The sequence below is a fragment of the Micromonospora sp. NPDC049051 genome (genome assembly GCF_043197575.1).
Lineage (GTDB): Bacteria > Actinomycetota > Actinomycetes > Mycobacteriales > Micromonosporaceae > Micromonospora.
Map to the genome: position 1 here is coordinate 276,341 of NZ_JBICTL010000004.1, position 14,190 is coordinate 290,530.

General features: G+C 74.0%; 15 protein-coding genes. 8 read left to right on the forward strand and 7 right to left on the reverse strand.

What is annotated here, in order from left to right:
• Positions 1-14 precede the first annotated feature (14 nt).
• The 4 genes from ACGFIR_RS17975 to proB form a co-directional block, all read right to left on the reverse strand.
• Positions 15-341 (reverse strand): WXG100 family type VII secretion target, encoded by a 327-nt coding sequence (locus tag ACGFIR_RS17975; RefSeq protein WP_393146087.1) that lies wholly within the window; start codon positions 339-341, stop codon positions 15-17.
• Between the two features lie 2 nt (positions 342-343).
• The gene (locus tag ACGFIR_RS17980) at positions 344-742 is read right to left on the reverse strand and encodes a YbaB/EbfC family nucleoid-associated protein (RefSeq protein ID WP_392998303.1); all 399 of its coding nucleotides are present in this window, start codon (positions 740-742) and stop codon (positions 344-346) included.
• A 152-nt stretch (positions 743-894) separates the two neighbouring features.
• Positions 895-2,139, reverse strand: coding sequence for a glutamate-5-semialdehyde dehydrogenase (locus ACGFIR_RS17985; RefSeq protein WP_393146089.1), 1,245 nt, complete (start codon positions 2,137-2,139; stop codon positions 895-897).
• Positions 2,140-2,150: 11 nt separating this feature from the next.
• The gene (gene proB, locus ACGFIR_RS17990; protein WP_393146091.1) at positions 2,151-3,308 is read right to left on the reverse strand and encodes a glutamate 5-kinase; all 1,158 of its coding nucleotides are present in this window, start codon (positions 3,306-3,308) and stop codon (positions 2,151-2,153) included.
• A 13-nt stretch (positions 3,309-3,321) separates the two neighbouring features.
• On the opposite strand from proB, the gene ACGFIR_RS17995 reads away from it, so the two are divergent.
• The 5 genes from ACGFIR_RS17995 to ACGFIR_RS18015 all read left to right on the forward strand — a co-directional run bounded on the left by ACGFIR_RS17995 (position 3,322) and on the right by ACGFIR_RS18015 (position 8,771).
• Entirely contained in the window at positions 3,322-3,636 is a 315-nt protein-coding gene (locus ACGFIR_RS17995) for an MGMT family protein (protein WP_392998309.1), read from the forward strand.
• 32 nt (positions 3,637-3,668) lie between these two features.
• Positions 3,669-5,090, forward strand: a complete 1,422-nt coding sequence (locus tag ACGFIR_RS18000) for an MFS transporter (RefSeq protein ID WP_393146093.1) — start codon at positions 3,669-3,671, stop codon at positions 5,088-5,090.
• Positions 5,091-5,118: 28 nt separating this feature from the next.
• Entirely contained in the window at positions 5,119-6,612 is a 1,494-nt protein-coding gene (locus tag ACGFIR_RS18005) for a pyridoxal phosphate-dependent decarboxylase family protein (protein WP_393146095.1), read from the forward strand.
• A 105-nt stretch (positions 6,613-6,717) separates the two neighbouring features.
• Positions 6,718-7,308 carry an NADH-quinone oxidoreductase subunit B gene (locus ACGFIR_RS18010; RefSeq protein ID WP_392999390.1) on the forward strand — a complete coding sequence of 197 codons (591 nt, stop codon included), beginning with the start codon at positions 6,718-6,720 and terminating at the stop codon, positions 7,306-7,308.
• A gap of 146 nt (positions 7,309-7,454) precedes the next feature.
• Positions 7,455-8,771, forward strand: coding sequence for a DUF2252 domain-containing protein (locus tag ACGFIR_RS18015; RefSeq protein ID WP_392998315.1), 1,317 nt, complete (start codon positions 7,455-7,457; stop codon positions 8,769-8,771).
• A 7-nt stretch (positions 8,772-8,778) separates the two neighbouring features.
• Here ACGFIR_RS18015 and ACGFIR_RS18020 read toward each other — a convergent pair whose 3' ends face one another.
• Positions 8,779-9,825 (reverse strand): glucose 1-dehydrogenase, encoded by a 1,047-nt coding sequence (locus ACGFIR_RS18020; protein WP_393146097.1) that lies wholly within the window; start codon positions 9,823-9,825, stop codon positions 8,779-8,781.
• 297 nt (positions 9,826-10,122) lie between these two features.
• On the opposite strand from ACGFIR_RS18020, the gene ACGFIR_RS18025 reads away from it, so the two are divergent.
• Together ACGFIR_RS18025 and ACGFIR_RS18030 are read left to right on the forward strand one after the other, a co-directional pair.
• Positions 10,123-10,932 (forward strand): NADH-quinone oxidoreductase subunit C, encoded by an 810-nt coding sequence (locus ACGFIR_RS18025; protein WP_392998319.1) that lies wholly within the window; start codon positions 10,123-10,125, stop codon positions 10,930-10,932.
• Entirely contained in the window at positions 10,932-11,894 is a 963-nt protein-coding gene (locus ACGFIR_RS18030) for an NADH-quinone oxidoreductase subunit H (protein ID WP_393146099.1), read from the forward strand. The genes ACGFIR_RS18025 and ACGFIR_RS18030 overlap by 1 nt, the downstream gene beginning before the upstream one ends.
• A gap of 58 nt (positions 11,895-11,952) precedes the next feature.
• On the opposite strand, the gene ACGFIR_RS18035 is transcribed toward ACGFIR_RS18030, so the two are convergent.
• Complete coding sequence (locus tag ACGFIR_RS18035) at positions 11,953-13,023, reverse strand: glutathione S-transferase family protein (protein ID WP_393146101.1); 1,071 nt, start codon at positions 13,021-13,023, stop codon at positions 11,953-11,955.
• A 114-nt stretch (positions 13,024-13,137) separates the two neighbouring features.
• Between ACGFIR_RS18035 and ACGFIR_RS18040 the strand changes: the two genes are divergently transcribed.
• Complete coding sequence (locus tag ACGFIR_RS18040; RefSeq protein WP_392998325.1) at positions 13,138-13,572, forward strand: ester cyclase; 435 nt, start codon at positions 13,138-13,140, stop codon at positions 13,570-13,572.
• Here ACGFIR_RS18040 and ACGFIR_RS18045 read toward each other — a convergent pair.
• On the reverse strand, positions 13,553-14,125 hold the full coding sequence (locus ACGFIR_RS18045; protein ID WP_392998327.1) for a Uma2 family endonuclease: 573 nt from the start codon (positions 14,123-14,125) through the stop codon (positions 13,553-13,555). The genes ACGFIR_RS18040 and ACGFIR_RS18045 overlap by 20 nt on opposite strands.
• Positions 14,126-14,190 lie beyond the last annotated feature (65 nt).

Below are 14,190 nucleotides of genomic sequence, written 5' to 3' on the forward strand. Positions count from 1 at the left end.
TCCTAGGTCGGGGCTCAGCCGCCCAGCGAGCCGAAGAGCGAGCGGAAGGACGCGGCGGCCTTCTCCTCGGCGGCGCGGTAGCCGTCGGCCATCCCGCGTAGCCCGTCGACGTAGTTCTCCAGCTCGGTGACGTTGGTGCCGAGGCACTCGGACAGCGCGTCGACGCACGCCTGGTGGGCGATGCCCAGCAGCGAGCCGATGTCGTCGCCGCCGAAGGCGTCGGCGTAGCCGCCGACCGACGCCTGGAAACTCTCGAAGACCTGGCGGACGGACTCCTTGGCCTGTTCCAACTCGTTCGCGCCGCGCTCCAGCGCGTCGACGTCGACGTCGAGATTCTCCACGCTCAGCTCCGATGCAGTTTCCGCATGGTCTCGCTGACGGTCTGGCTGATCTCCCGCATCTGCCGCAGGCCCTGGTTCTGCAGGCGCTCGACGGTGGCGGTCAGCGCGGCGAGGTCGGGCATCGGCTCGGCGGTGGTGGCGTCGTCGTCCTGCCCGTCGAGCGCCGCGTTCACCGCGCGGCGCAGCTCGTCCGCCAGATATTCCGAGCCCTCCCGGAGCACCCGCGGGTCGATGTCGACGGCACTGACCCGGCCGTCCGTGCCGAGCGTGACCCGGACCCGGCCGTCGGCGGCCTCGGCCGCCGTCTCGACGCGCTCCTGAGGTGCGGCGGAGCGGCTCACCTCACGCAGTGCGGCGCGTGCCTGCGCCAGTTGCTCCTCAAGGGCACTCTCGCCCAGCATGCCGCCTCCCCAGGACAAGCCGCGCCGAACCCGCTACAGCCTAACGGTCTCCCGCGATCCGGCGGTGCCCCGTCACGGGCCGTCAGCGACCACCGGCCCGGCCCCGGGCCCGCGAGGGCTCATCGGGGCCGTCCGGTGCGCACAGTGGAAGGTCAGCCGCGCAGGTGGCCGTCGCCGGTCACCACGTACTTGGTGGAGGTCAGCTCGGGCAGGCCCATCGGGCCGCGCGCGTGCAGCTTCTGTGTGGAGATGCCGATCTCGGCGCCGAAGCCGAACTCGCCGCCGTCGGTGAACCGGGTCGAGGCGTTGACCATCACGGCCGCCGCGTCCACCCGGGCCACGAACTCCCGGGCGGCGGTGGTCGAGTCGGTGACGATCGCCTCGGTGTGGCCCGTGCCGTACCGCCGGATGTGCGCGACCGCCGCGTCGAGCGAGTCGACGACGGCGACGGAGATGTCGGCGGAGAGGTACTCGGTGGCGAAGTCCTCGTCGGTGACGGGCCGCACGGCGGCGGAGTGGGCGGCCACCCGCTCGTCGCCGTGCACGGTGACGCCGGCCTCGGCGAAGGCGGCCAGCATCGGCGGCAGGAAGGCGTCGGCGACCGCCGCGTGCACGAGCAGCGACTCGGCGGTGTTGCAGGTGGACAGTCGCTGGGTCTTCGCGTTCAACGTGATCGCGACGGCCTTGCCGAGGTCGGCGGCGGCGTCGACGTAGACGTGGCAGTTGCCCACGCCGGTCTCGATCACCGGCACGGTGGACTCCTCGACCACCGTGCGGATCAGGGACGCGCCGCCGCGCGGGATCAGCACGTCGACCAGGCCACGGGCGCGCATCAGCTCCTTGACCGAGTCGCGGCTGGTGGCGTCGAGCAGCTGCACCGCGTCCGCCGGCAGGCCGGCGTCGCTGACCGCGTCGCGCAGCACGGCGACCAGGGCGGCGTTGGAGCTGGCCGCCGACGAGGAGCCGCGCAGCAGCGCCGCGTTGCCGGACTTCAGGCAGATCCCGGCGGCGTCGACCGTCACGTTCGGCCGGGCCTCGTAGATGATGCCCACCACGCCGAACGGCACCCGGATCTGGCGCAGCTCCAGCCCGTTGGGCAGGGTCGAGCCCCGGACCACCTCGCCGACCGGGTCCGGCAGCGCCGCCATCTGCCGCAGCGCGTCGGCGATGCCCGTCACCCGCCCCGCGTCGAGGGCGAGCCGGTCCAGCACGGCCGCGCTCAACCCGGCCTCGCGCCCCGCCGCCAGGTCCGTGGCGTTCGCCGCCAGGATCTCCGGCGTACGCGCCACCAGCGCGTCGGCCATCGCCACCAGCGCGGCGTCCTTGGCCGTACGCGTGGCGACGGCCAGCGCCTCCGCCGCCGTTCGCGCCCGCCGGGCCTGCTCGCTCACGCTCATCGCCGCACTCCTCACAACAGCACGAGGTCGTCGCGGTGGACGACCTCCCGTTCGTACGCCGGGCCGAGCGCCGCGGCGAGTTCCGTGGTGGACCGGCCGAGCAGCCCGGGCAGCTCGACCGCGTCGTAGTTGACCAGGCCCCGGGCGACCGGCGCGCCCTCGACGTCGACCAGGTCGACCGGGTCGCCGGCGGTGAACGTCCCGTCCACGGCCGTGATGCCGGCGGGCAGCAGCGACTTGCGTCGCCCGACCACCGCCGCGACCGCGCCCGGGTCGAGGTGCAGCCGCCCCCGGGGCGAGGTGGCGTGGGCCAGCCAGAAGAGCCGGGCCGTCGGCCGTCGCCGGCTCGGATGGAACAGGGTGCCGACGGCCTCGCCGGCCAGCGCCGGGGCGGCCAGCGGCGCGGCGGTCAGCACCACCGGGATGCCGAATCCGGTGGCGATCCGGGCCGCCTCCACCTTCGTCACCATGCCACCGGTGCCCACGCCGGCCCGGCCGGCGCCGCCGATGTCGACGCCGGCCAAGTCCCGCTCGTCGCGTACCTCGCTGATCCGGTGCGAGCCCGGGCGGGTGGGGTCGCCGGTCCAGAGGGCGTCGACGTCGGAGAGGAGCACCAGCAGGTCGGCGTGGACGAGGGCGGCGACGAGGGCGGCCAGCCGGTCGTTGTCGCCGAAGCGGATCTCCTCGGTGGCGACGGTGTCGTTTTCGTTCACGATCGGCACCGCCCGCAGGTCGAGCAGCTTGCGCAGGGTGCGGTACGCGTTGCGGTAGTGCGCCCGCCGGGTCACGTCGTCGACGGTGAGCAGGACCTGTCCGACGGTGCGCCCGTGCCGGGCGAAAGCGGCGGCGTACCGGCCGATCAGCAGGCCCTGCCCGACGCTGGCGGCGGCCTGCTGGGTGGCCAGGTCGCGCGGACGCCGGGACAGGCCCAGCGGCGCGAGGCCGGCAGCGATCGCGCCGGAGCTGACCAGCACGACCTCCCGGCCCTCGGCGGCGAGTGCGCCCAGGGTGCCGACGAGCGCGTCGACCCGCCCGTCGTCCAGCCCGCCCGAGGCGGTGGTCAACGAGGAGGATCCGATCTTGACGACGACCCGCCGGGCCGCCGTGACTACGTCGCGCACCTGCCCATTCTGCGTGGTCGGTCCCGGCGCACCCCGGCGCGTTCTCATATCGTGGCCGGTCGTGAGACCTGACGAGTATGTCGAGGCGGTCCTGGAGTTGGTCGAGCGGATCCCGCCGGGCCGGGTGATGTCGTACGGGGCGGTCGCCGACGCGCTGGCGGAGCGCTCGGGACGGGCCTCGGCCCGGCTGGTCGGCGCGATCATGGCCCGGCACGGCGGGGGAGTGCCCTGGCACCGGGTGGTGAACGCGGCCGGCCGCCTGCCACCCGGGCACGAGCGGGAGGCGCGGGAGCGGCTGCGCGCCGAGGGGACGCCGCTGCGCGGCGCCGGGGTCGACGTGGCGGCGGCGGGTTGGTCCCCGGAAGAGGGGATGTGACGCTGACCATAACGTGAGTAACATTCGGCCCCATGGACGCGCCGCCGGGTGGAGCCGGCTCACCGCTCGCCGCGCCGCCCGCCGCCGGTGCGCTCCCGCGCCGGGTGCACGGCGGCTACGCGCTCGGGTCGCTGGCCACCGGCGCCTTCGGCACCGTGCCCGGCCTGCTGCTGCTGCCGTACCTGACCGACACGCTCGGCGTCGCGGCGGGCGCGGCGGCCCTGCTGGTGCTCCTGCCGAAGGCGTGGGACGTGCTGGTCAACCCGGTCGCGGGCCGCATCTCCGACCGCACCCGGTCGCGCTGGGGCGCCCGCCGGCCGTACCTGCTGGGCGCCGGGCTCGCGCTCGGCGTGCTCTTCGGCGCCATCTTCGCCGCCCCCTTCGGCACCGGGCCGGCCGCCGGGGCGTACGTGGCGGTCGCCTTCCTCGCCACGGCCACCGCGTTCGCCTTCTTCCAGGTGCCGTACGTGGCGATGCCGGCGGAGCTGACCAGCGACTACGCCGAACGTACCCGGCTGATGAGCTGGCGGATCGCGGTGCTGGCGCTGGCCATCCTGGTCTCCGGCGCGGTGGCTCCGCTGGTGCGCGACGCCGGCGGCGGAGGCCTGCCCGGGCACCGCTGGATGGGCCTCTTCGTCGCGGGGCTGATCGTGCTCGGCGCGCTCGGGGCGTTCTTCGGCACCCGCGCCGCCCCCGAGGGCCTGGTCGGGGAGAGCGAGCCGACGCTGCGCGCCCAGCTCGCCGTCGCCGCCCGCAACCGGCCGTTCCGGGCGCTGCTGGTCTGCTTCGTGGTGCAGTCCGCCGGGGTGGCCACCGTCCTCGCCGGGGTCAACTACTTCGCCGACCAGATCCTGCGCGATCCCGAGGGCGGACCGACCATCCTGTTCGCCTGCTTCGTCGGGCCGGCGCTGCTGGTGATGCCGCTCTGGACCCGGGCCGGCGCGCGGGTCGGCAAGCTCGCCGCCCTGGTCGCCGCCTCGCTGATCTTCGCGGTGGGCGCGCTGGCCCTGGTCGCCGCCCCGGTGCTGCCCGCGCTCGCGGTCTACCTGCTGGTCGCGCTGATCGGCGTCGGCTACGCCGGGCAGCAGGTCTTCGCCCTCGCCATGCTCCCAGACTGCATCGCGTACGACACGGCGCGCACCGGCCGGCGGCAGGCCGGCGTCTTCACCGGGGTCTGGACGGCCGGCGAGACCTTCGGGCTGGCCCTCGGGCCGGGTATCTTCGGCCTGGTACTCCAGCTCAGCGGCTATGTCTCCTCGGACACCGGCACGTCGGCCACCCAGTCCGACACGACCCGGGCGGGCATCCTGCTCGGCTTCACGGTCCTCCCGGCCCTCCTGATGGGCCTGGCGGTCCTCTTCCTCCGCCCCTACGACCTGACCCCGGCCCGCCTGGCCGAGGCCCACACCCACCCCGCCGATCACGCAGTTGTGGTGGGGGATGAAAGCCACTGAACACCCATGGAAAGGGCACCACGACTCCATGATCGACGACGAAGCCGACCGGCGGGCGCTGCCCGGGAGCGGGTTGCCCGCGGAGCAGGTGCTCGCGGAGGTGCGGGCGCTGCGCGGCGCCGACCGGCCCACCCACGGCGGGCGGCTGTTCGCGTACGTCTACGACCCGGCGGTGCCGGGGCTGGACGAGCTGGCCGCCGCCGCGTACGCCGGCAGCGCGCACGTGAACGGGCTCGACCCGACTGCCTTCCCGTCGCTGCTCGCGATGGAGAACGCGCTGGTCGGTGCCGCCGCCCGGCTGCTCGGCGGCGGCCCCGGCAGCGCCGCGCCGGACGTCGTCGGCAGCGTCACCAGCGGCGGCACCGAGTCGCTGATCCTCGCCGTCAAGACCGCCCGGGACGCCCACCCGGAGATCGCCGCGCCCCGGATCGTGGTGCCCGCCAGCGCCCACGCCGCGTTCGCCAAGGCGGCGCACTACCTGCGGGTCGCCGTGGACACGGTGCCCGTGTCGGCGTCGACGCTGCGGCCGGCCGCCGCCGACGTGGCCGCCGCCATCGGCCCGGAGACCGTGCTGGTGGTCTGCTCCGCCCCCTCGTACGCGCACGGCGTCATCGACCCGGTCACCGAGATCGCCGCCGCGGCGGCCGGGGCCGGGGTGCGCTGCCACGTCGACGCCTGCTTCGGCGGCTGGACCCTGCCCTACCTGCGCCGGCTCGGCGCGGACGTGCCGCCGTTCGACTTCGCCGTCCCCGGGGTCACCTCGATCTCGGTGGACCTGCACAAGTACGCGTACGCGCCGAAGGGCGTCTCGGTGCTGCTGCACCGCGATCCGGCGCTGCGCGCCCCGCAGTACTTCGCGTACGCCGACTGGCCCGGCTACACGATGGTCAACCCGGTCATCGCCTCCACCCGCTCCGGCGGGCCGATCGCCGCCGCGTACGCCACCGTGCGCCACCTGGGCGACGACGGCTACCTGCGGCTCGCGACGGCCACCCGGGACGCCGTCGCCGGCCTGGCCGACGCCGTGCGCGCCGTCGACGGGCTGCGGCTGATGGCCGAGCCGGAGTCGACCGTCGTCTGCTTCACCACCACCGACCCGGGCCTCGACCTCTTCGTCCTGGTCGACGAGCTGGCCGCCCGCGGCTGGCACACCCAGCCCCAGCACTCGTACGCCGACCTGCCGCGCAGCGTGCACCTGACGGTGACGGCCGCGGTGGCGCCCCGGGTGGCGGAGTTCGGCCCCGACCTCGCCGACGCGGTGGCCGCCGCCCGGGCCGCCGGGCCGGTGGCGCTCCCCGCCGAGCTGCTCGCCCTCGCGACCACGCTCACCCCCGAGGCGCTCACCCCGGAGCTGGTCGCCGGCCTGGCGGGCGGGCTGGGCCTGGGCGGGCCGGCCGACGCCGCCGGTGCGGCCCCCGAGCGGATGGCGCTGGTGAACACCCTGCTCGACGCCGCGCCGCCGGCGCTGCGGGAACGGCTGCTGGTGGAGTTCGTCGGCCTGCTGCAACGCCCCACCTGGTGAGCTGGCGCCGGTCGCCACCGCGTCGGATGGCCGCCACAGACGGATCGGCCGGTGCCACCAGCGGCTGTGGTTGACTGGGGGGCGGTGCTCGGGAAGGGGGCGGTCGTGCAGGTGCCGGGAGTGCTCGGTGAGCCGATCCGGTTCGTGCTGAACTGGGGCCGCCGCTACTCGCTCTGGGTCTTCAACTTCGGCCTGGCCTGCTGCGCGATCGAGTTCATCGCGACCAGCATGGGCCGGCACGACTTCATGCGGCTGGGTGTCATCCCGTTCGCGCACGGGCCCCGGCAGGCCGACCTGATGGTGGTCTCCGGGACGGTCACCGACAAGATGGCCCCCGCCATCAAGCGGCTCTACGACCAGATGCCCGAGCCGAAGTACGTCATCTCGTTCGGCGCGTGCTCCAACTGCGGCGGTCCCTACTGGGACTCGTACTCGGTGACCAAGGGCGTCGACCAGCTCATCCCCGTCGACGTCTACGTGCCCGGCTGCCCGCCCCGGCCCGAGGCGCTGCTGCACGGCATCCTGCGCCTCCAGGAGAAGATCGCCGCCGAGCAGTCCGGGATCGGTGGCGTGCCCCGGCCGGATCCCCTCGCCGCGCCGGTCGACGCCCCGCCGGCCGACGCCGGGTCCACCGGCGCGCTGCCGCGCTCGGCGGAGTCGCTGACCGCCCCGCCGGTGCGCCCGCCCACCCCCTGAACCGCCGACGGTCCATTCCTGAGCGGCGGACCGTCCATCCCTGAGCTGCCTCGCCCGGCCGGCGCGTTCGTCCGCCCGCCCGCCTGAGCCGCCTCGCCCGGTCGGCCGAGAGTCCGGGTTGGCCGGCGGGGGCTAGCCTGCGCACCATGAACCACTCCGCCGACCAGCGTTCCGCCTACATCGTCGACGTGCTCACCGAGGAGTTCGGTGCGTCGATGGCTCTCGACCCGGCCGCCTTCCGGCGCAAGTTCCGCAAGATGGCCGCCTCGCCGTTCGCCTTCTACCGGGGCAGCGCCTCGCTCTTCTACGCCGACCAGGTCGGCGACTTCGCCGACGACCGGTTCCTCGACGACCGCACCAGCCGGGTGTGGATCCACGGCGACCTGCACGCGGAGAACTTTGGCACGTACATGAACGCCTCCGGGCAGCTCGTGTTCAACGTCAACGACTTCGACGAGGCGTACGTGGGGCCGTTCAGCTGGGACCTGAAGCGGCTGGCGGCCAGCGTGGCGCTGCTCGGCTACGCCAAGGCGCTCTCCGACCGGGCGATCAGCGACCTGGTCACCGGCTTCGCGCGGTCGTACCTGACCGAGCTGCGCGCCATCGCCGAGGGGGGCGACGACGCGATCGGCTCGATCACGCTCGACAACGCCGACGGGGTGCTGCGCCGGGTGCTCCAGCAGGCGCGGCTCAACACCCGGGTCGACCTGCTCGCCGCGCAGACCACCATCGACAACTACGAGCGCCGGTTCTCGCTGGGCGACGGCGTCTTCGAGATCGACGCCGAGACCCGGCAGCGGGTCTGCGCCGCGTTCGAGGAGTACCTCGGCACGCTGCCGGCATCCGGCGCCCAGGTGCGTCCGGTGGCCACGCACGTCAAGGACGTGGTGCTGCGCAAGGGGGTGGGCATCGGCTCGGCCGGGCTGCCGTCGTACAACCTGCTGCTGGAGGGGCACACCCAGGCGCTGGAGAACGACGTCGTCATCTACATGAAGCAGGCGCAGGTGCCCGCGGTGGCCCGGCACATCGCCGACGAGGCGGTCGCGAGCTACTTCCAGCACCAGGGACACCGCACCGCCGAGTCGCAGCGGGCACTCCAGGCGCACGCCGACCCGTGGCTGGGCTTCACCGAGCTGGACGGGGCCGGCCAGCTCGTCGCCGAGGTCTCCCCGTACGCGGCCGACCTCGACTGGGCCGACGTGAACGAGCCGGAGGAACTGGCCGGGGTGCTGGCCGACCTCGGCCGGGCGGTCGCCCGGATGCACTCGGTGGCCGACGACGAGTCCAGCCACGACCTGGTCGACTACTCGACCGAGGAGGCGATCGTGGCGGCGGTGGACGCCGACGAGGCGGGCTTCGTGGCCCACCTGGTCGAATTCGCCCACACGTACGGCGTCCGCGCCCGGCAGGACCACCAGCTCTTCGTCGACCTGTTCCGCAACGGCCGGCTGCCCGGCCTCTGAGCGGGGATCAGGAGGCGAACTCCAGCACCACCTTGATGTCGTCCGGCTCGGGGGTGTACGCCTCGGCGTACGCCTCCACCGGCACCCGGCGGGTGATCAGCGAGTCGAGCCACGTGCGGTCGGCGCGGGCCAACGCGGCGGCGGCCAGGTCCCAGTGCCGGCGGTTGGCGTTCACCGAGCCGAACACCACGTTGTTCTCCAGCACCAGGGAACGGTTGAGCGCCCCGGCGTCGAGGTCGATGGTCCGCCCCCCGCTGGAGACGCCGGTCAGGCAGACGATGCCGGTCGGCGCGATCTTGTACATCGCGTCGAGGACGACGACCGGCGCCCCGGTGCACTCCAGCACCACGTCCGGTTCGAAGCCCAGGTCGCAGACGGATTCGGTGTGGTAGGTCGCCCCGAGCGCGCGTACCAGGTCCGGCTTCGGCCCGGTGGTGTTGCGGTCGAGCACGTGCACGTCGAGCCCGCGCTGCGTCGCCAGCAACGCGGCCAGCAGGCCGATCGGGCCCGCCCCGGTGACCAGTACGGTCCGTGGCTGCCACTCGGCGCGGGCGCCGATGCGCTCGATGTGCTCCCACGCCTTCGCCACCACGCTGGTCGGCTCCAGCAGCATGCCGACCGGGGCGAGGGAGCGGTCGAGCCCGACGGCGAAGCGGGGTTCCAGCCGCCACCGATCCCGCGCGAATCCGGGCAACCCCTTGATGCCGTGCTCGGTGAAGCGGCCGTTGCGGCACATGTCCCACTCGCCGACCGCGCAGTTCGGGCAGGGCACCGGGTCGGGGTGCCGGACGACGCCTGCCACCAGGTCGCCGGGTCGCAGGCTGCCCGACGTGTCCTCCAGCACCCGGCCCAGCGACTCGTGCCCCAGCACCAGTCGGTCCGTGCCGGGCGGCGCCTCGCCGTACGCGCCGGCGATGATCTCCTGGTCGGTGCCGCAGATACCCACCGCCAGTGCCTCGACCAGGATCGGGCCCTCCTCGGGCGGCGGCTCCGGATGGTCCTCGACCAGCCGCAGGGAGCCGGCTACACCTGGGTCGACAGTCACAGCGCGCACGACCTCATCCTTCCCCGACCGACCGTTCCCCCGCCGCCAAAGCCCCACATCCCCACCCGGCCTCCACCCCACCCCACGCCACCCACCCCACCCCACGCCCGCCCGGCCACGCCCACCCCACCCCACCCGCGCGATCATGCAGTTGTGGTGGAGGACGGAGGGGGTGTTCCCGGGTGAATCGGGCACCACGACTGCATGATCGACGCGGCAGGGACGCGGCAGGGTGGGGGCGGTGGAAGGGAGGGGCGGGGCGTTCGGATGGGTGGGGGTGGTCGGGCAGGACCTAGGATCAGCGGCATGACTCCGGAAGAGGTCGGCCAGCGGATGGTCGCGCTGCTCGCGCCCGCCGAGGTGACCCCGTCGGTCTCCGGCGGCCAGGCGTACGCCCGGGCCACCGTCGACGTACCGCCGGTGAACTGGCCGGACGCGCTCCGCGCGGCCCGCGACGACGCGGAGCTGGCCTGCGACTACTTCGACTGGCTCTCCGCCGTCGACGAGCTCGCCGGTGGCTTCGACGTGGTGGCGCACCTCTGGTCCACCACCCGCCGGCACGGGCTGCTGCTGCGCACCCGGGTGCCGCGGGAGGCACCCGCGGTCGCCTCGGTGGTCGACGTCTACCCCGGCGCCGCGTGGCACGAGCGGGAGACACACGAGATGTTCGGCATCGACTTTCCCGGCCACGCCGGGCTGGCGCCGCTGCTGCTGCCGCCCGAGTTCGAGGGTCATCCGCTGCGCAAGGAGTTCGTGCTCGCCTCCCGGGTGGCGAAGCCCTGGCCGGGCGCCAAGGAACCGGGCGAGTCCGAGGCCGGCGGCGGGCGCCGCCCGATCCGCCCGCCGGGCGTACCCGCGCCGGGGGAGTGGGGGACGACGCCCACGCCGGCCGGCGCGGGCGGGGTCGGGGAGGGGCCGCGCGGCGGTACGCCGGCCCGCCCGGCCCGGGAGCGGCCCGCCCGGCCGGCCCCGGGGGCGCGTCCACCCCGTACCGCCCGGCCCGCCCCCACCACCGACGGCCCGCCGCCCGGTCCGGCCGCCGCAGGTCCGGCGGACCGGCCGCCGGAGGAGCCGGGCGCTCCGGAGCGCTCCGGCGACGACGGAGGTACGCCCTGATGCCACTGTGGTTGGAGCTGGTCATCCGGCTGGGTGGCGTGCTGGTCGCCTTCCTCACCCTGCCGCTGCTGGTCGGGCAGGCCGAGCACAAGGTGATGGCGCACATGCAGGGCCGGCTCGGCCCGATGTACGCGGGCGGCTTCCACGGCTGGGCCCAGCTGGTCGCCGACGGCGTGAAGTTCGTGCAGAAGGAGGACGTCACGCCCCGGGAGGCGGACCGGGCGGTCTTCCGGCTCGCCCCGGTGGTCGCGCTCGTGCCCTACCTGCTGGTGCTGCTGGTGATCCCGCTCGGCCCGAACGACCTGGTCGGGCAGCCGCTGGACATCGGCCTGTTCTTCGTACTGGCCGTGGTGGGCGTGGGCGTCGTGGCGGTGCTGATGTCGGCCTGGGCGTCGGCCAACAAGTACAGCCTCCTCGGCGGGATCCGCGGGGCGGCCCAGCTGCTCGGTTACGAGTTGCCGCTGGTGCTGGCCGCCGCGTCGGTGGCGATGGCGGCCGGCACGCTCAACCTCTCCGGCATCGTCGAGGCGTGGCAGCCGTGGTGGCTGCTCTGGCAGGCCCCCGCCATGGTCGTCTTCTTCCTCGCCGGGCTCGCCGAGATCCGCCGTCCCCCGTTCGACATGCCGGTCGCCGACTCCGAGCTGGTCTTCGGCTACATGACGGAGTACACGGGCCTGAGGTTCGCGTTCTTCCTGCTCGCCGAGTACGTCGGCATCGTGGTGATCGCCGCGCTCACCACGGTGCTCTTCCTCGGCGGCTGGCAGGGGCCGTTCGCCGACGCGCAGCTCGGCTGGCTGTGGACGCTGCTGAAGGTCTTCGCCGTCTCGTTCCTGGTCATCTGGATCCGGGTCTCCTACCCCCGGCTGCGCGAGGACCAGCTCCAGCGCCTCTGCTGGCTGGTGCTCGTCCCCGTCTCCCTCGGCCAGCTCGTCCTCACGGCCGCCGTCCGCGTCGCACTGTGAGGAAGGGCCCCTCCTGACGCGTCCGGTCAGGAAGGGCCCTTCCGCACATCTCAGGCGGTCAGCGCAGCGGGGTGTGGGCGGGGTCGACGCGCTCGGCGGGCGGGGGCGGCGGAGGCGGGGTGCCATCGCCGAAGGGCCGGCCACCGAGGGCCTCCCGGCCGTGCGGGGTGAGCCAGTTCGCCAGGTCGGGACCGAGCGGCACCACGCCGGTCGGGTTGATGTCGCGGTGCACCTCGTAGTAGTGCCGCTTGATGTGGTCGAAGTCGACCGTGTCCCCGAAGCCGGGCGTCTGGAACAGGTCCCGGGCGTACGCCCACAGCACCGGCATCTCGGTCAGCTTGCTCCGGTTGCACTTGAAGTGGCCGTGGTAGACCGGATCGAAGCGGACCAGCGTGGTGAACAGCCGGATGTCCGCCTCGGTGATGGTGTCCCCGACCAGGTAGCGCTGCCCGGCCAGCCGCTCGCCCAGCCAGTCCAGCCGGTCGAAGAGCCGGTGGTACGCCTTCTCGTACGCCGCCTGGTCGCCGGCGAAGCCGCACCGGTAGACGCCGTTGTTGACGTCCCGGAACAGTATTGCGCTCATCTCGTCGATCTCGTCGCGCAGCCGCTCCGGGTAGAGGTCGGGCGCCCCCTCGCGGTGGTACGCCGTCCACTCGGTGGACAGGTCGAGGCTCATCGGCCCGAAGTCGTTGGTGACGACCTGCCCGGTCGGCACGTCCACGATCGCCGGCACGGTGATGCCCCGCTCGTAGCCGGGGAAGCGGGCGAAGTACGCCTCGGCCAGCCGCTCGATGCCGAGCACCGGGTCGCGCCCGCCCGGGTCCAGGTCGAACGTCCAGCTCCGCTTGTCGTGGGTCGGGCCGGCGACCGCCAGGGAGATCGCGTCCTCCAGCCCGAGCAGCCGCCGTACGATGATCAGCCGGTTCGCCCAGGGGCAGGCGCGGCTGACCGCCAGCCGGTACCGGCCGGGCTCCACCGGCCAGCCGTCCCCGGCGTCGGCGGTGATCCGGGTGGCGATGTAGCGCTGGTCCCGGGTGAACTCGCCGCCCGGCTCGACGTACCTGCCGCCGGTGCGCATCAGCACCTCGTCTCCGTTGGTTGCCGCGCCGCCCTCGGTCGTGCCGTCCATGCCCGCCCCTCCACCGTCGTCCGTCGCTCGTCCCATCATGGCGGCTACGCCGCCCCCAGGCGCGCCGAGTCCCGGCCTCCGCCGTCGGGCGATCCGGCCGGTTAGGCTGCCGCGATGATCGATGTGGAGGTGGCGGCCCGACGCTTCATCGCCGACGTGTGGAACGCCGCGCGGGAGGAGTCGGCGTACGAACTCGTCTCGCCGGAGTGCCCAGGGCTGGGCGGGGCCGGCCCGGAGGCGACGCTGGCGTGGCACCGGGACCGTCGCGCCGCCTTCCCCGACCTGCGCTACAAGCTCGTGGACGTGGTGGCCGCCGGGGACCGGGTGGCGGTGCACTGGCGGGCCGCCGGCACCCACGCCGGCCAGTTCGGGCCGGTGCCGCCGACCGGGCAGGTGGTCAGCTACTCGGGGGCGAGCTTCCTGCGTTTCGACGACGCGGGGCGGATCGTCGACGTGTGGAGCTGCAACGAGCTGTTCCAGCTCCTCCAGCAGTTGGGCGTCGAGATGCTCCCGCCCGCGCCCGGTGGCGTCAGCGGGACCGGGGCGTGATCCTGGCGAGCGGGATGTCGATCTCCCACGGCTCCGGGACGAGGATGCCGTCGGTCATCCGGGCCTGCTCGACGTAGACGCGCTTCGCCGGGTCGAGCTTGTAGGCGTGCACGACGATCCCGGACTCGGTCTCGATCCGCCAGAAGTAGGGGATGTCCGCCTCGGCGTAGAGCGCGGGCTTGAGCACCCGGTCGATGCTCCGCGAGCCCTCGGAGACGATCTCGACCACCAGCATGACCTCGTGGGGCTGGTAGTACGACGGGTTGCGCGAGGCCGCGTCCAGCTCGGTGACCAGCACGTCGGGGATGAAGGACCGGGTCCGGGAGAGCCGCACCTCGACGCCCTGCGTGGCGTCGAGGTCGGGCGGGCAGGTTTCCTCGAGCGCGGCCATGAGGCGGCCGGCGATGGACTGGTGGAGTCGCGTGGGGGAGGGCGACACGATGAGGTTTCCGTCCAGGAGTTCGTGGCGGCGGCCGTCTTCGGGCAGGCGGTCGAGGTCGTCGACCGTCCACCCGCCCGGCGGCGGATGGTCGCCCTGCAACGCGGCGGTCATGGCGAGCCCTTTCCGGTGCGTCGTTCTCCCCGCCTCACCGTACCGCTGGCAGACCCCGGGTGGTG

Coding starts and splice junctions, on each gene's coding strand:
- ACGFIR_RS18015 (WP_392998315.1), top strand. CDS start 7,455: ATGAACCACTCCGCCGACCAGCGTTCCGCCTACATCGTCGACGTGCTC.
- ACGFIR_RS18025 (WP_392998319.1), top strand. CDS start 10,123: ATGACTCCGGAAGAGGTCGGCCAGCGGATGGTCGCGCTGCTCGCGCCC.
- ACGFIR_RS18005 (WP_393146095.1), top strand. CDS start 5,119: ATGATCGACGACGAAGCCGACCGGCGGGCGCTGCCCGGGAGCGGGTTG.
- ACGFIR_RS18040 (WP_392998325.1), top strand. CDS start 13,138: ATGATCGATGTGGAGGTGGCGGCCCGACGCTTCATCGCCGACGTGTGG.
- ACGFIR_RS18035 (WP_393146101.1), bottom strand. CDS start 13,023: ATGGACGGCACGACCGAGGGCGGCGCGGCAACCAACGGAGACGAGGTG.
- ACGFIR_RS18030 (WP_393146099.1), top strand. CDS start 10,932: ATGCCACTGTGGTTGGAGCTGGTCATCCGGCTGGGTGGCGTGCTGGTC.
- ACGFIR_RS18000 (WP_393146093.1), top strand. CDS start 3,669: ATGGACGCGCCGCCGGGTGGAGCCGGCTCACCGCTCGCCGCGCCGCCC.
- ACGFIR_RS18045 (WP_392998327.1), bottom strand. CDS start 14,125: ATGACCGCCGCGTTGCAGGGCGACCATCCGCCGCCGGGCGGGTGGACG.
- ACGFIR_RS17980 (WP_392998303.1), bottom strand. CDS start 742: ATGCTGGGCGAGAGTGCCCTTGAGGAGCAACTGGCGCAGGCACGCGCC.
- proB (WP_393146091.1), bottom strand. CDS start 3,308: ATGAGAACGCGCCGGGGTGCGCCGGGACCGACCACGCAGAATGGGCAG.
- ACGFIR_RS17985 (WP_393146089.1), bottom strand. CDS start 2,139: ATGAGCGTGAGCGAGCAGGCCCGGCGGGCGCGAACGGCGGCGGAGGCG.